14 protein-coding genes are annotated in these 13,809 nt (G+C 73.1%); 7 read left to right on the forward strand and 7 right to left on the reverse strand.

The genetic code is table 11. The features are described from left to right. The first annotated feature begins 36 nt into the window (after nucleotides 1-36). Entirely contained in the window at nucleotides 37-1,956 is a 1,920-nt protein-coding gene (locus ACQEV1_RS35265; protein ID WP_349498016.1) for an ABC transporter ATP-binding protein, read from the forward strand. Between the two features lie 316 nt (nucleotides 1,957-2,272). After that, a complete protein-coding gene (locus tag ACQEV1_RS35270; RefSeq protein ID WP_433399833.1) occupies nucleotides 2,273-2,536 on the forward strand; it encodes a hypothetical protein in 264 nt (87 codons plus the stop codon). Between the two features lie 114 nt (nucleotides 2,537-2,650). Here ACQEV1_RS35270 and ACQEV1_RS35275 read toward each other — a convergent pair whose 3' ends face one another. Genes ACQEV1_RS35275 through ACQEV1_RS35285 form a run of 3 tightly spaced genes read right to left on the reverse strand, consistent with a single transcriptional unit; the run spans nucleotide 2,651 to nucleotide 5,115 of the window. Next, nucleotides 2,651-3,040: a tautomerase family protein gene (locus tag ACQEV1_RS35275; protein ID WP_433399836.1), complete on the reverse strand. Its 390-nt coding sequence runs from the start codon at nucleotides 3,038-3,040 to the stop codon at nucleotides 2,651-2,653. 1 nt (nucleotide 3,041) lies between these two features. Continuing rightward, nucleotides 3,042-3,617, reverse strand: a complete 576-nt coding sequence (locus ACQEV1_RS35280) for a TetR/AcrR family transcriptional regulator (RefSeq protein ID WP_285629639.1) — start codon at nucleotides 3,615-3,617, stop codon at nucleotides 3,042-3,044. Then, nucleotides 3,580-5,115 (reverse strand): FAD-dependent monooxygenase, encoded by a 1,536-nt coding sequence (locus tag ACQEV1_RS35285; protein WP_433399839.1) that lies wholly within the window; start codon nucleotides 5,113-5,115, stop codon nucleotides 3,580-3,582. The genes ACQEV1_RS35280 and ACQEV1_RS35285 overlap by 38 nt, the downstream gene beginning before the upstream one ends. A gap of 85 nt (nucleotides 5,116-5,200) precedes the next feature. Between ACQEV1_RS35285 and ACQEV1_RS35290 the strand changes: the two genes are divergently transcribed. Continuing rightward, the gene (locus ACQEV1_RS35290; RefSeq protein WP_433399842.1) at nucleotides 5,201-5,845 is read left to right on the forward strand and encodes a TetR family transcriptional regulator; all 645 of its coding nucleotides are present in this window, start codon (nucleotides 5,201-5,203) and stop codon (nucleotides 5,843-5,845) included. A 25-nt stretch (nucleotides 5,846-5,870) separates the two neighbouring features. Here ACQEV1_RS35290 and ACQEV1_RS35295 read toward each other — a convergent pair whose 3' ends face one another. The 4 genes from ACQEV1_RS35295 to ACQEV1_RS35310 form a co-directional block, all read right to left on the reverse strand. Beyond that, nucleotides 5,871-6,482, reverse strand: coding sequence for a TrmH family RNA methyltransferase (locus ACQEV1_RS35295; RefSeq protein WP_285576872.1), 612 nt, complete (start codon nucleotides 6,480-6,482; stop codon nucleotides 5,871-5,873). A 62-nt stretch (nucleotides 6,483-6,544) separates the two neighbouring features. Beyond that, nucleotides 6,545-7,051, reverse strand: a complete 507-nt coding sequence (locus ACQEV1_RS35300) for a DinB family protein (protein WP_433399846.1) — start codon at nucleotides 7,049-7,051, stop codon at nucleotides 6,545-6,547. A 106-nt stretch (nucleotides 7,052-7,157) separates the two neighbouring features. Continuing rightward, nucleotides 7,158-8,156 carry a cytochrome d ubiquinol oxidase subunit II gene (locus ACQEV1_RS35305; RefSeq protein ID WP_433399849.1) on the reverse strand — a complete coding sequence of 333 codons (999 nt, stop codon included), beginning with the start codon at nucleotides 8,154-8,156 and terminating at the stop codon, nucleotides 7,158-7,160. Further along, complete coding sequence (locus ACQEV1_RS35310) at nucleotides 8,153-9,502, reverse strand: cytochrome ubiquinol oxidase subunit I (RefSeq protein WP_433399852.1); 1,350 nt, start codon at nucleotides 9,500-9,502, stop codon at nucleotides 8,153-8,155. Before ACQEV1_RS35310 ends, ACQEV1_RS35305 begins: the two co-directional genes overlap by 4 nt. Nucleotides 9,503-9,567: 65 nt before the next feature. Here ACQEV1_RS35310 and ACQEV1_RS35315 point away from each other — a divergent pair, with 65 nt between their 5' ends. From ACQEV1_RS35315 to ACQEV1_RS35330, 4 genes are read left to right on the forward strand one after another with little or no spacing between them, the layout of a single operon-like run. Beyond that, nucleotides 9,568-10,737: a winged helix DNA-binding domain-containing protein gene (locus ACQEV1_RS35315; protein ID WP_433399855.1), complete on the forward strand. Its 1,170-nt coding sequence runs from the start codon at nucleotides 9,568-9,570 to the stop codon at nucleotides 10,735-10,737. A gap of 47 nt (nucleotides 10,738-10,784) precedes the next feature. Then, nucleotides 10,785-11,024, forward strand: a complete 240-nt coding sequence (locus ACQEV1_RS35320) for a hypothetical protein (protein ID WP_285632892.1) — start codon at nucleotides 10,785-10,787, stop codon at nucleotides 11,022-11,024. Between the two features lie 3 nt (nucleotides 11,025-11,027). Continuing rightward, nucleotides 11,028-11,411: a hypothetical protein gene (locus tag ACQEV1_RS35325; protein ID WP_285632889.1), complete on the forward strand. Its 384-nt coding sequence runs from the start codon at nucleotides 11,028-11,030 to the stop codon at nucleotides 11,409-11,411. A 50-nt stretch (nucleotides 11,412-11,461) separates the two neighbouring features. After that, nucleotides 11,462-13,750 carry a hypothetical protein gene (locus ACQEV1_RS35330; RefSeq protein ID WP_433399859.1) on the forward strand — a complete coding sequence of 763 codons (2,289 nt, stop codon included), beginning with the start codon at nucleotides 11,462-11,464 and terminating at the stop codon, nucleotides 13,748-13,750. The last annotated feature ends 59 nt before the right edge of the window (nucleotides 13,751-13,809 follow it).

Below are 13,809 nucleotides of genomic sequence, written 5' to 3' on the forward strand. Positions count from 1 at the left end.
CAGTTCCCGGACCAGGACGGCCCGGGGCGTCCGCCGGTGGAACGGGCGGTGCGGCGGCTCTTCCAGAAGCGCACCGGTCTGCCGGAGGCGGCCGAGCACGGCGCGGAGATGAACCTGCCGCCCTGGCACACGCACCTCGCCGCCCTGGCCTCCGCCGGGCTCGGCGGAATGACCCGCCGCCTGCCCGCGCTGATCGCCGCGGCCGCACGGCTCGCGTGGCGGGCCAGCCCGGCCGACGCGATCGCCACCGTCACGCTGCACCTGCTGGCCGGCGTCTTCACCGCGTACGGCCTGCTCGCGACGACCGGGGTGCTCCGGGCGCTGTTCGCCGGCGGCGCGACCCCGGACCGCGTACGCGCGGCGCTGCCCTCCCTGGCCCTGGTCGCGGTCGCGACCGCGCTGCGGGCGGCACTGCAGGCGGGCGCGGGCTGGGCCCAGGCGCGGCTGAAACCCCGGGTCGACCACCTCGTGGAGAAACGGCTGTTCGACCTGACCACGCGGGTCGAGCTGCCCTCCTTCGACGACACCGAGTTCCACGACGCGATGCACCGGGCCCGCGACCGCGGGCTGATGGAGGCGGCGCCCGTGGTCGAGGCCACGATCGACGTCCTCAACGGCATCGTCGGCCTGGTCGCCGCCGCCGGAGCGCTCGGCGTGCTGCACCCGGTGCTGCTGCCCCTGCTCTTGATCACGGCGGTGCCCGACGGCTGGGCGGCGGCGCGGGCCGCCCGCATGCGCTACCTGGCGATCTTCGTGCTCTCGGCGGTGCGCCGGCGCAAGTGGATCCTGGCCGACCTGATGGCCGACCGCGACTCGGCGGCGGAGATCCGTGCGTTCACCATGCGCCCGTTCCTCGCCCGCGAACACGACCGGCTCGCCATCCGCGAACGCGACATCCACGTCGAACTGGCCCGGCGCCAGACCATCGTACGGATCCTGGGCGACACGGCCGGCGGCGTCGCGACCGGGGCGGTGTACGTCGCGCTCGGCGTGCTGCTCGCCGTCGGCGCCGTGCACCTCGCCGTGGCCGGCACCGCGGTGCTCGCCATCCGTACGGGACAGACCTCCCTCGCCGCGCTGCTGTTCGCGGTGAACCGGTGTTACGAGTCCGGCCTGTACTTCTCGGACTATCTGGACTTCTGCGCCGACGCCGAGCGCCGGGTCCCGCAGGCCCGTGACCGGCCGGTGCCGGACGGCTTCGAGGTGATCACCGCCGAGCACGTCGGGTTCACCTACCCGGGCGCGGACCGGCCCGCACTGCAGGACGTGTCGGTACGGATCCGCGCGGGCGAGGTCGTGGCGCTGGTCGGGGAGAACGGCTCCGGCAAGACCACCCTCGCCAAGATCCTCGCCGGCCTGTACAGCCCGGACGAGGGCGAGGTCCGCTGGGACGGCACGCTCCTGCGCGACGTCGACCTCGACCGGCTCCGGCAGAACGTCGCGATGATCCCCCAGCACTACACGCACTGGCCGATGACCGCGCGGCACAACATCGCCATGGGCCGGGAGCCGCACGAGGATCCCATCGCCGACGCGGCGGCGGCCTCCGGTGCCGACGAGGTGATCGCCGGCCTGCCGTACGGGTACGACACGCTGCTGGACCGCCGGTTCAAGGACGGCCACGAACTGTCCGGCGGTCAGTGGCAGCGCATCGCGGTCGCGCGCGGCTTCTACCGCGACGCGCCCCTGCTCATCTGCGATGAACCCACCGCGGCCCTCGACGCCCGCGCCGAGCACGCCCTGTTCGAACGCATCCGCGCCCATGCCGACGGCCGTACGGTCCTGCTCATCACGCACCGGCTCGCCAGCGTCCGCCACGCCGACCAGGTGTACGTCCTGGACGGCGGCCGGCTGGTCGAGCAGGGCCCACCGGCCGAACTCCTCGCGGCGGGCGGGGTGTTCGGCGAGCTGTACGGCCTGCAGGCCCGCGCGTACCGCCTCGACTCGCGCGGTTAGGCGCCGGGGGTCGCCTCGGGGACGCAGACCTCGCACGGCTCTCCGATGCCCTCGATCGTGGTGCGCACGACCTGGCCGTCGACGAGTGATTCCTGGTGGTGCGTCACCGCCTGTGCGTCACGCGGCGGAGGCGCGGCCCATCATCTGGGTTTGGTTCGGCGGTGCGTGGAATGGCGAGTGGCTGCCGCGCGATTTGGCGAGTCACGGCCAACTCCATGACCTATGGTCCCCTCCTGAGACACAACGGTACGTCTTCGCGACGTTGTCGACGGGGAAGGGATCGCGAAGCCTGGGCCCTGCCGCGCGGACCGTGCTGATGACCTGGTACGCGGATGCGGGTTATAAAGGAACGTCCGCCGCCATCTACGGCGACTACGGCACCTGCGACGCCGCGGGCTACACGTTCTATCCGAACGACTGGTGGGCGACGAACATGTCGTCGATCCGAGGAGATCAACACTGCGACAAAGTCGCGCTGACCTCCCTTGTCGGGTTTGAGACCGGCGGTGTGAGCTTGCCGTGGAGTTTTGGCGGCACGCGCTGGAACGACAGCGTCCACAAGGTGCACGTTTACTACTGATAAGAATAACCTCAGGATCTTAGGCTTCTCCGTCTCCGCCATTCGTCGATGCGCCCGTCCGTACCGGCCAGGGCTTTGGGGCGTCGAGCCGGGGGCGATTCGACGACAGCGGGGTCAGGAGCCGGGGGCGTACTGGGCCTCGCCGTGGCCGAAGGACCAGTCGGTCGATTCGTTCTCGGTCACGGTGATGAACACGTTCCGCGGCTCGGTGCCGGCGTACTCCTCGGCCAGCTCGGCGATCCGGCGGTACAGCGCGCGCTTCTGCTCGGGTGGGCGGCCGGAGCGCATGGTGATCGCGACGTACACGATGCCCTCGTCGCGGTGGACTCCCAGGTAGTCGTCGTAACGCAGCGTGCCGCTCGTGCCGTCGTGGCTCGTGAGCACCTGGAAGCGGTCGTCGGGCGGGAAGCCGATCGTCTCGACCAGGGCGTCGTGCACGGCGCGGCCGAGCGCGTCGAGTCGTTCGGCGTCGGCTCGCAGCGCGTCGACACGGACGAACGGCATGTCACTCACCGCCCCGGCGGACGTGCCCAGCGAGCAGGCCGACGGCGCCGTCGACGGCCTGCGCGAACGCCTCCGGCGAGCCGGCGGCGCGGGCCAGGACGTAACCGCCCTGCAGCACCGCGACCAGCGCGCCGGCGGTGGCCGCCGGGTCGAGCCGGGCGTCCAGCTCGCCGTTCGCGCGGCCCTCCGCCAGCAGCGCGGCCAGCCGGTCGGTGAGCCAGGCGAAGGTCTCCGCGACCGGCCGGCGCAGGTCCGGGTCGCTCATCACGTCCGGGTCCTGGGTGAGGCGGCCGACCGGACAGCCCTTCAGCACGTCCCGTTCGCGGCGCAGGTAGGCGGTGATCCGGTCGACCACAGGGCCGGGACCGGAGAACTGGACCTCCGCCCGCTCCCGGAGCTCCCCGGCGCTGCGGCTGATCGCGGCGAGCGCGAGGTCGGGCTTGCCGTGGAAGTGGTGGTACATGCTGCCCTGGCCGGCGCCGGACCGCTCCTGGATCGCCTTCGGGCTCGTGCCCACGTAGCCGCGTTCCCACAGCAGCTCACGGGCGCTCTCGATCAGTCGTTCCCTGGTGTCCATTCCCCTCATCGTACATACCAGTAGGTACAGTCGCGAGGTGGCGGGCGACCGCCGGCAGCAGGGTGGCGGCGTCGTCGGCGGCCCAGCAGACGTACCCGTCGGGGCGCACGAGCAGCGCGGCGGCGCCGAGATCGGTGGTGGACCCGGCGCGGACGAGGTCGACGTCGGCCGGAAGCCGGAGGCCGGACGGGACGATCCCGGCCAGGTCGAGCAGCACGGCGTGCCCGGCGCGGAACAGCGCGGACACCCGGGTGGGCCCGGCGTCGGCGAGCAGGTCGGCGTCCGGCATCCGGTGCCCGGTGAGCGGGTGCTCGCCCGCCAGGTCGTAGCGCAGCGACAGCCCGGACATCAGGCCCGCGAGGTGCCGGTTGGCGTCCGGCAGCCGCAGGAGGTCGATGACGATGTCGCGCAGCGCGGCCACGTCCCCGCTCGCCCGCGGATCGGCCAGCACCCGCTGCGCCGACGTGTGGTGCAGGACTCCGGCCGCGACCGGATGCCGCTCGGCGTGGTAGGTGTCCAGGAGCCCCTCCGGCGCGCGGCCCTGGACGGTCGCGGCCAGCTTCCAGCCGAGGTTGACGGCGTCCTGCACACCGGTGTTCAGGCCCTGCCCGCCGAGCGGCGGGTGGATGTGCGCGGCGTCCCCCGCGAACAGCACGTCGCCCACGCGGTAGTGCTCCACCTGCCGGGTCGCGTCGGTGAACCGCGAGGCGTTGTCCACCTCGCCCAGCACGGTCTCCTCGCCGTACACGGCGCGCAGCGCGGCGGCGATCTCCTCGCGGGTGACCGGGGTGTCCCGGGTGGCCTCCGTCTCGTCCTCCCGGCCGAACGTGAGCCGGTACCGGTCGCCGCCGACCGGCACGAGCATCGCCCAGTAGCCGTTCGCCTGTCGCGTCAGGCCGCTGATGTGCCCCACCCGCCGTGGCACCAGCGACGACGTGGCGGACAGCCGGACGTCGGCCAGCACGGCGAGGTAGGTCCCGGGCCGGCCGGGGAACGGCAGCCCGAGGAGTTTGCGGACCGTGCTCCGGCCGCCGTCGCAGGCGACGAGGTGCCGCGCCCGTACGCGCAGCCCGTCCGCCGACACGGTCACGCCGTCGCCGTTCTCCACCCCGTCGACCGCGGCGCCGCGCCGGATCCGCGCGCCGCGGGCGGCCGCCCGCTCCTCCAGCACCTCCTCGATCTCCCACTGGGGAATCGTGATCGGGTACGGGTGCCGGGTCTGCCACGGCGTGCAGTCCAGCGGCACCGGCAGCATCGCGAAGTGACCCCCGACCGGGTCGCGCGGCATCGCGCGGCGGAGCAACGGCTTCAGCAGCCCGCGCATCTCCAGCAGTTCGGCGGTACGGGGCTGGATCGCGCCGCCCTTCACCTGTTCGACGCGCCGCGGCAGCTTCTCCAGCACCAGGGTCTCCACCCCGGCCAGCGCCAGCTCGTACGCCAGCGTGAGGCCGGTCGGACCGGCTCCCGCGATGACGACCTCCGTCTCGACGTCCGTCAACGTGATCCCTCCTCGGTAGACCTGGTGTAAATGTATACCAGGTGCAGAAATCGCCCGAGTGCGGCTCACTGCTACCGTGGACGCCGTGACCGAGCAGCCCGGACTGCGGGAGCGCAAGAAGCGGCGGACCCATGCGGCGATCTCCGAAGCGGCGATCGCCCTGTTCCTCGAACGCGGCTTCGACCAGGTCTCGGTGGCCCAGGTCGCCGAGGCGGCCGAGGTGTCCAAACGCACGCTGTTCGCGTACTTCCCGGCCAAGGAAGACCTCGTCGTGCACCGCTTCGCCGACCACGAGACGGAGAGCGCACGAGTCGTACGCGCCCGGCCGGAGCGCATGACGCCGCTGGCCGCCCTGCGCGAGCACTTCCTCGACGGATTGCGCCGGCGGGACCCGTTCAGCGGCCTCAACGACCGCCCGGACATCCGCGCGCTCTTCCGGATGATCCTCGAGACGCCGGCCCTGATCGTCCGGTTGGAGCGCTTCAGGAGTACGGGAGAGCGCACGCTCGCCGAGGCGTTGCGCGAGACGGCCGACGCCCCGGACCTCACCGCCCGGCTGGCGGCCGCCCAGATCGTCGCGGTCCACTGGACGCTGGCCCTGGACAACGCCACACGGCTGGCATCCGGCGAGACCGCCGACGAGCGGTACGCGGGCGCGGTGGACGACGCCGAACACGCGTTCGCGCTGCTGGAGAACGGACTGCGCCGGCTGCCCCGGCACGGCTCATAGAGGCGTCCCGTACGGGACGGGGCCGTCAGGCTTCGGCGTGCCGGCGGATCCACTCGTACATGGCGACGCCGCTGGCCACGCCCGCGTTGATCGAGCGGGTGGAGCCGTACTGCGGGATGTGCAGCACGATGTCGGCGGCGGCCCGCGCCTCCTCCGAGAGGCCCGGCCCCTCCTGGCCGAACAGCATCAGGCAGGCGCGCGGGAGTTCGGCGGCCTGGATCGGGCGGGACCCGGGCAGGTTGTCGATGCCGATGATCGGCAGGTCGCGGTCGCGGCACCACTTGACCAGGTCGCCGGTCTCCGGGTGGTGGCGGACGTGCTGGTAGCGGTCGGTGACCATGGCGCCGCGGCGGTTCCAGCGGCGGCGGCCCACGATGTGCACCTCGGCGGCGAGAAACGCGTTGGCGTTGCGAACGACCGCGCCGATGTTGAAGTCGTGCTGCCAGTTCTCGATCGCGACGTGGAACGGGTGCCGGCGCGTGTCGAGGTCGGCGACGATCGCCGCGTTGCTCCAGTACCGGTACTGATCGACGACGTTGCGCCGGTCCCCCTCGGTCAGCAGCACCGGATCGAGGCGCGGGTCGTCCGGCCACGGACGCGGGTGCGGGCCCACGCCCGGCAACTCCTCGGCGGTCATGCGCCGAAGGATATGCGCCCGCACGCGCCGGCGCCTTCGCTCGAGGGGTTCGGGCTGCCGGGTCAGCGTCCGGTGGCGCCGTCGATGAGTTCGCGCAGGATGTCGGCGTGCCCGGCGTGGCGCCCGGTCTCCTCGATCAGGTGGGTGAGGGTCCAGCGCAGGGACGGCGCCGGGCCGGACCGCCCGCCCGGGCGCGGTCCGGCCGCGGCGAGGTCGGGGCAGGCGGCGATCACCTCGTTCGCGCGGGCCGTGGTCTCCCGGTAGGCGAGGAGAAGGTCGTCGGCGCTCTCGTCCGGTTCCGGATGGAATGTGGCTTGCCAGTCGGTGATCGAATGGCCGAGCAACCAGTGGCGTTCGACGTGGGTGAGGTGCTTGACCAGGCCGAGCAGGTTCGTTCCCGACGTGACGCCGGGCGTGCGGATCTGCGGTTCCGGGACGCCGTGCGTCTTGGCGATCACTGCGGCGCGCAGGTAGTCGAGGAAGCCCACCAGCACGTCCTTCTCCCCGGGCCCGGTCTTCGGGGGGCCGGCGTCGCGACGTTGCTCGGCGGAGCGGCGCGTTGGTGGCATGGTCGTCCTCTCGGATCGGGGCAGGCGAAGATGGCGACCACCCTCACCGGAACCTCCGTGAATCGCACGAGAATTTGCGGAATCGGCAATATGAGCGAGGAGCTCATCACCGTTTCGGTGTTCGCTGGAAGAGCGCGAACAGCCACAGCAGGGACGGCACCAGCAGGACCATTCCCACGACGACCGAGGCCAGGGTCGCGTGCAGGACCGGCGGGTCGGCGGCGGCGCGGGTGACGGTGACGTCCGGTGGGAGCAGCAGCGGGTACTGCGCGGCCGCCCACCCCCAGAGCACCGCCGCGACGGCGAGTCCGGCCGCCAGCCGGGCCGTCGTGTAGTGACGCAGCAGGAGCAGGACCAGTGACACGATCCCCGCGAACCCCGACACGGCGACGAGGGGCAGCGCGCGCCCCGTCAGCCCGGCGTACAGCCGTGGAGCGTCGTCGCGAAGGACGACGATGCCGCCCAGGACGATCGCGCCGGTCACCACGGCGGTGACCAGGGCGCGGTGCCGGAACGCCTCCGCCAGCCCGGTGTCACCGCCGCGGCGGGCGTCGCCGGTGAGGTAGACGGCCGCCAGGTACGCCGTGCTGCCGACGGCGACCAGGCCCGCCAGCACCGACGTGGGGTTCCACCAGCTCGTCAGCAGGTCGCCCCGGGCCAGGCCCGGGGGCACGCGCCCGGACGCGACACCGCCCGCGACCGTGCCCAGGAAGAACGGCGTGAGGATCGACGACAGCGCGAACGCTCCGCCGAACAGTCGCAGCTGCCACAGCTCGGTGCTGGCCTTGCGGAACGCGAACGCCGCGCCGCGGGCGATGATGCCGAACGCGATGAGGGTCAGCGGGATGTACAGGGTCGAGGCCACGGAGGCGAACACCTGTGGGAAGCACGTCCAGAACATGACGAGGACGAAGATGAGCCAGACGTGGTTCGCCTCCCAGACCGGTCCGATCGAGTGCTCGATGAGCCGTCGCTGCGCGAACCCGCGCCGGGCCCCTCCCGCCAGCATGTCCCAGAAGCCGCCGCCGAAGTCGGCCCCGCCCAGCAGGGCGTACAGGGTCACCCCGACCCAGGTCAGCACCAGCAACCACTGTGCAGAGGTCATGGTTCGTACTCCTCGGCCCAGCCTTCCTGTGGCGCGCCGACCGGGCGGCTCCGGAGCCGGTTCAGGACGTACGCGATCGCCACGGTGAGCACGGTGTAGACGACCAGCACCGCGACGAGGCCTGCCCACAGGCCGGGCGCCGGGTTGACCGCGTCGGCCGTGCGCTGGTGGTGCCACACGATCCACGGCTGCCGGCCGACCTCGGTGGTGACCCAGCCGGCCTCCAGCGCGACCACGGAGGCGACCCCGGCGACCGCGCAGAACCAGAGGAACCACCGCGACCGCGGCAGGTCACGCCGCCGCCACCAGGACAGGGCGAGCCAGGCGGACAGGGCCAGCAACCCGAACCCGATCGCCACCATCGCCTGGAAGCTCAGGTGCACCGGGTTGATCGGAGGCCGGTCGGCGGGCGGCACTCTGTCCAGGCCCTGCACCACCGCGCCGGGCCGGTAGCCGACGAGGAGCGACAGGCCGTCGGGGATGCGCAGGGCGTACCGGATCCGCCCGCCCAGGTACAGGCCGCCGACCGAGATGGGCCGGTGGGAGCCGGTGTGGTTCAGTCCCTCGATCGCGGCGAGCTTGGCGGGCTGGCGGGTCGCCAGGAGCCGCGCCAGGGTGTCGCCGACGACGATCTGGACCGGCGTCACGACCGCCGCGACGATGAATGGGAGCAGGAGGCCGATCCGGTGGTACCGGTCACGGCGGCCCCGCAGCATCCCGGCGGCGTACACGCTCGCGATGCCGAACCCGGTGACCATGAAGGCGGCCAGGACCATGTGCACGACCTGCCAGGGCATGGCCGGGTTGAACAGCGCCCGCCACGGCCGTACCCGCGTGACGGCGCCGTTCACCAGGTCGAAGCCGCGCGGCTGGTTCATCCAGGCGTTCGCGGCGACGACGAAGAAGGCGGAGGCGACCCCGGCGACGCAGACCGGCAGGCCGGTCAGCACGTGCCGGTGCGGCGACAGCCGGTCCCAGGCGTACAGGTAGATGCCCAGGAAGATCGCCTCGATGAAGAACGCGAACCCCTCCAGCGCGAACGGCAGGCCGATGACCTGGCCGTACGTCGCCATCAGGCCGGGCCAGAGCAGCCCCATCTCGAACGAGAGGATCGTGCCGGAGACCGCGCCGACGGCGAACAGCACGCCCATCGCCCGGGCCCACTGGCGCGCCAGCCGTACGTAGTCCTCGTTGCCGGTCCGCAGGCCGCGCCACTCGGCGAAGACGGTGAGCGCGGGCATGCCCACGCCGAAGCAGGCGAGGATGATGTGCCAGCCCAGGGACAGCGCCATCTGCGCCCGGGCGGCCGTCAGGTCGGCCGGTGTCGCCGCCGCGAACACGTGCACGTCTCCCCCGATCGGCCATCCACGCCCCTGTGAGCGTGGTACCCCGCTCCGGCGATAATCAGCGGATGACGATCAGGCGGATGACGGTGGCGGAGCGGCGGGCGCGGATCGGTGCACGGCACGGCCTGGCGGCGCCGTTCGGGAGTGCCGTGGAGGCGGCCCGCGCGCTGGTGGCGCTGCACGGCACCGATCCGGCGGCGGTGTACCTCGCGGCGGCGGCCCGCATGCGCTCCCCCGGCGTCGCCGACATCGAGCGGGAGCTGTACGAGGAGCGCCGCCTGGTGCGGATGCTCTGCATGCGGCGGACCGTCTTCGCCGTCCCGGCCGAGCTGGTGCCGAGCGTGAAGGCGGCCTGCGCCGACGACGTCGCGCGCCTCGAACGCCGCCGTACGCTGAAGTTCCTCCAGGAGGCCGGGCTCGGAGACGACGCGTGGCTGCGGGAGGTCGAGGAGGAGACGCTCGCCGCGTTGCGGGCGCGCGGCGCGGCGTACGGGGCCGAACTGTCCGCCGACGTGCCGCGCCTGAAGGAACGGATCGTGCTGGGCCGCGGCAGCCGGAACGAGGCCAGTCCGGCGATCGCGAGCCGGGTGCTGCTCGGCCTGGCCGTCGAGGGCCGGATCGTCCGTGGCCGCCCGCGCGGTACGTGGATCAGCAACCAGTTCCAGTGGTCGCCGATCGAGTCGTGGCTGCCGGACGGGATCCCGCAGGTGCCCGCCGAGACCGCACGAGCGGAACTGGTCCGCCGCTGGCTCGCCGCGTACGGGCCGGGCACCGCCGCCGACCTCAAGTGGTGGACCGGCCTGACCATGACCCAGGTCAGGCAGGCCCTGGCACAGGTGGAGACCGAGGAGGTCGACCTGGACGGCACGCCCGGCCTGGTCCTCGCCGGTGACGCGGAGCCGGTGGCGCCGCCGGAGCCGTGGGTGGCGCTGCTGCCGGGCCTGGACCCGACCGTGATGGGCTGGACCGGCCGGGACTGGTACCTGGGCGAGCACGGCCCGGCCCTGTTCGACCGGTCGGGCAACGCGGGCCCGACGGTCTGGTGCGACGGCCGGATCGTGGGCGGCTGGTCCCAGCGCGCCGACGGCTCGGTGGTGTACCGGCTGCTGGAGGACGTCGGCGCGGAGGCCGAGACCGCCGTGAAGGCCGAGGCGGCCCGCCTGAGCGAGTGGATCGGCCCGGTACGGGTGATCCCGCGGTTCCGTACCCCGTTGGAGCGCGAGCTGTCCGCCTGAGGGGGTAGGGAGTGAGGGTGGCGACGCTGAGCTGGAGGTGAGGAGCCATGGCGGAGCCGGCGGTCAGGAAGACGCGTAAGGGCACGGTCGTGGAGGTGCCCGTCCTGGGCGCGGTGACGCTGCCCCCGCGCGACCGGCTGATCTTCTACGCCGGGCTCGGGGTGCTCGCCGCCTTCGAGGTGGTGGAGTGGCCGGTCGCGGTGATCGTCGGCGTCGGCCACATGCTGGCCGACCAACGACACTGGCGCGACGGCCAGGAGGTCGGCGAGGCGATGGAGCAGGCCTGAGACATGCCACCGACGTACGACCAGGCGTTCGCGGACCTGGCCGAGATCTACCTCGAGGACTCCTGGGTGCTGGAGGTCGGCGTACGGGACGGGGCGCTGGTCTTCGACCTCGAGGCGGTCCTGACGGAGCGGCACCCTCGCTACCGGCCGCCGCGGCCGGGCGAGATGTACTGCTACCGCCGCGGCCGGTTGACGGTGAGCGGGCGGCCGGTCCTGTTCCGGGGCTCCGAGCGTCCGCCGAACCGCGACCCGGACGGGGAACCCGATCGGGGCAACATCGACGTTTTCGCTCCCCTCGCCGGCGATTCGTCCGGCTGGCGGGTTGAGGGCGAGTGGGGCGAGGCCGTGGTCGGCTCGCCCGCGGTCGTGCTCGACCTCGGTCCCTGACATCGGCGGATCGCTGGACGTGGGCGGCACGGTGGTGCTCTGATGTGCGCATGCGGCGGTGGAGCCGGTTACGCGCTTGGTGGTTGCTCGTCGTCGCGACGGCCGGCGGGGCCGCGGTCGCCGGGCTGACCCGATCGCTGCCGACCACGATCGGCGTGGCCGTGGTCGCGGCCGTCACGGCGGTCACCGGCGTGATGTCGCGACGAGGGACCGAGGCGCTGGACGAGGGGCACCGCCGGGTCCTCGACGCGCGCGACAAGCTGCTGCGCGACCGACACGGCCGGCCGCCCCGGGTGAAGGACGTCACCGACCTGGTCGCCCTCGGCGTGCACCGGGCCGCCGCCACGCCCCACGGACCGGCCCTGCCCGCCTTCGTTCCACGGGACCGGAGCGCGGAGGTGGAGGCGGCGCTGGGCACGCATCCCTTCGTGGTCATCGTCGGCGAGTCGACGGCGGGCAAGTCGCGGCTGGCTCTGGAGGCGGTACGGGCGCGACTGCCCGAGCACCGGTTCCTCCTGCCCGACCCGGACGACCACACGTCGATCCTCGCGGCGCGGCGGGCGGCCGCCGGCCTCGGGCCGTGCGTCGTCTGGCTCGACGACCTCGAACGCTACCTCGGCGCCGGTGGGCTGACCTCGCACGTCCTGCGGCAGATCGGGGTGGACAATCCCGAGGCCGTCGTCGTCGCGACGATCCGTACGAAGGCACGGGAGCGGTACGCGGGGCCCGACGACGCGACCGGCCCCGAGGACCGGCGTCCCGATCGGGGCGTGTTCGACCTGGCCGAGGAGATCCGGATCGACCGCCGGTGGAGCCCCGCGGAGATCGAGCGGGCACGCTCGTCGGCCGACCCGCGGATCGTCGTGGCACTCGCGCAGGCGGACCGGTTCGGCATCGCGGAACACCTCGCCGCCGGTCCCCGGCTGCTGGCCCGGGCCACGAACGCCTGGGACCCCGAGGGCGGGCACACGCGTGGTGCGGCCCTGGTCGCGGCGGCGATCGACGCCCGGCGGGCGGGCTGGCACGGTCCACTCCCCGAGGCGTTGCTCGAACGCCTGCACGAGCACCACCTCGCCGCACGCGGCGGAGCCCTCCTTCGCCCGGAGCCGTGGGAGGCGGCCCTGACCTGGGCGACCACCCCGGTGTACGCGGTGAGCAGCCTGCTCGTCCCCGACGAGGCGGACCCCCGCTCCCACCGTGTGTTCGACTACCTGGTCGATGCCGCGGAGGCGGGAGCCGACCCCCTGCCGGACACCGTGTGGACGCTCCTGCTCGACGAGGCCGACGCGGCGACGAGCCTCGACATCGGCTGGGAGGCCGGCCTGCGCCAACGTGAGGACATCGCGTACCAGGCCTTCCGCACGGCGCTCGACGGCGGGGTCCTCGTCGCGGCCGTGGCGCTGGCCTACGTCGTGGCGCGCACCGGCGTCCGCCGGGAGACGCGGCAGGCCGCCGACCTCCTCCGTGCGACGATCGCCGTCGCTCCGGACGACGTCGATCCGGCCGAACTCCTGGAACTCAAGAGCGCCCTGTCGTGGTGGACCGGAGCCTCCGGCGACGCCGAGGAGGCCCTGGGCACGGCACGGGAGATCTGGCACGAGGCCCGCCGGGCCTACGGAGACGACCACGAGGCGAGCCTGGAGGCCGGCCTGAGCGTCGCCCGCTGGACCGGCCACACCGGCGACGGCGCGGAGGCGTTCGCGATCGCCTCCCGCATCCTCGACCAGGCCGTCCGGCGTCTCGGCCCCGCGCACACCACCACGCTGAACGGCCGGTTCGAGCAGGCCGTGTGGGCCGGCCACGACGGTGACGCCGATCGGCGCCTCCGGCTCTGGCGCGAACTGGACTCCGACGTCACCGGCCTGCTCGGCGAGTACGACCCTCTGACCAACGACGTCCGGTGGAACCTCGCCGGCGCGACCATCCGCAGCGGCGACGCCGAGGCCGGCATCCGGCTGCTCGAGAGCGTGGTCGCCGGACGGAAGGTGATCTACGGGTCGGAGCATCCGCAGACCCTGGCCGGACGGCTGCAGCTCGCCGGCGAGACGGGCGTGGCCGGCCGCCCCGCCGAGGCCCTGACCGAGGCCGAGCACCTCGTACGGGAGGGAACGTGGGTCCTCGGCGACGACCACGAGATCACCCTGTACGCCCGCTACCAGGTCGCGCTGTGGATCGCCCGGACCGGTGACCCCGGCCGGGCCGAGTCGCTCTTCGCCGGGCTGCTCACGGACATGATCCACCATCTGGGACCGGACCATCCCGCCACCGGCGACCTCCGCGAGCAGCTCAGGCGATCGCCGGACTTCACCGTCGACTACCCGCTGCCGGCCTCCTGGTGACGCCGGGCCGGCCGATGAGTTCTGATCACGGGAGGAGTCTCCTTCTCCGACAAGCCGTG

Origin of the sequence: Actinoallomurus sp. CA-142502, assembly GCF_050936355.1 — a bacterium.
Taxonomy (GTDB): Bacteria; Actinomycetota; Actinomycetes; order Streptosporangiales; family Streptosporangiaceae; genus Actinoallomurus; species Actinoallomurus iriomotensis.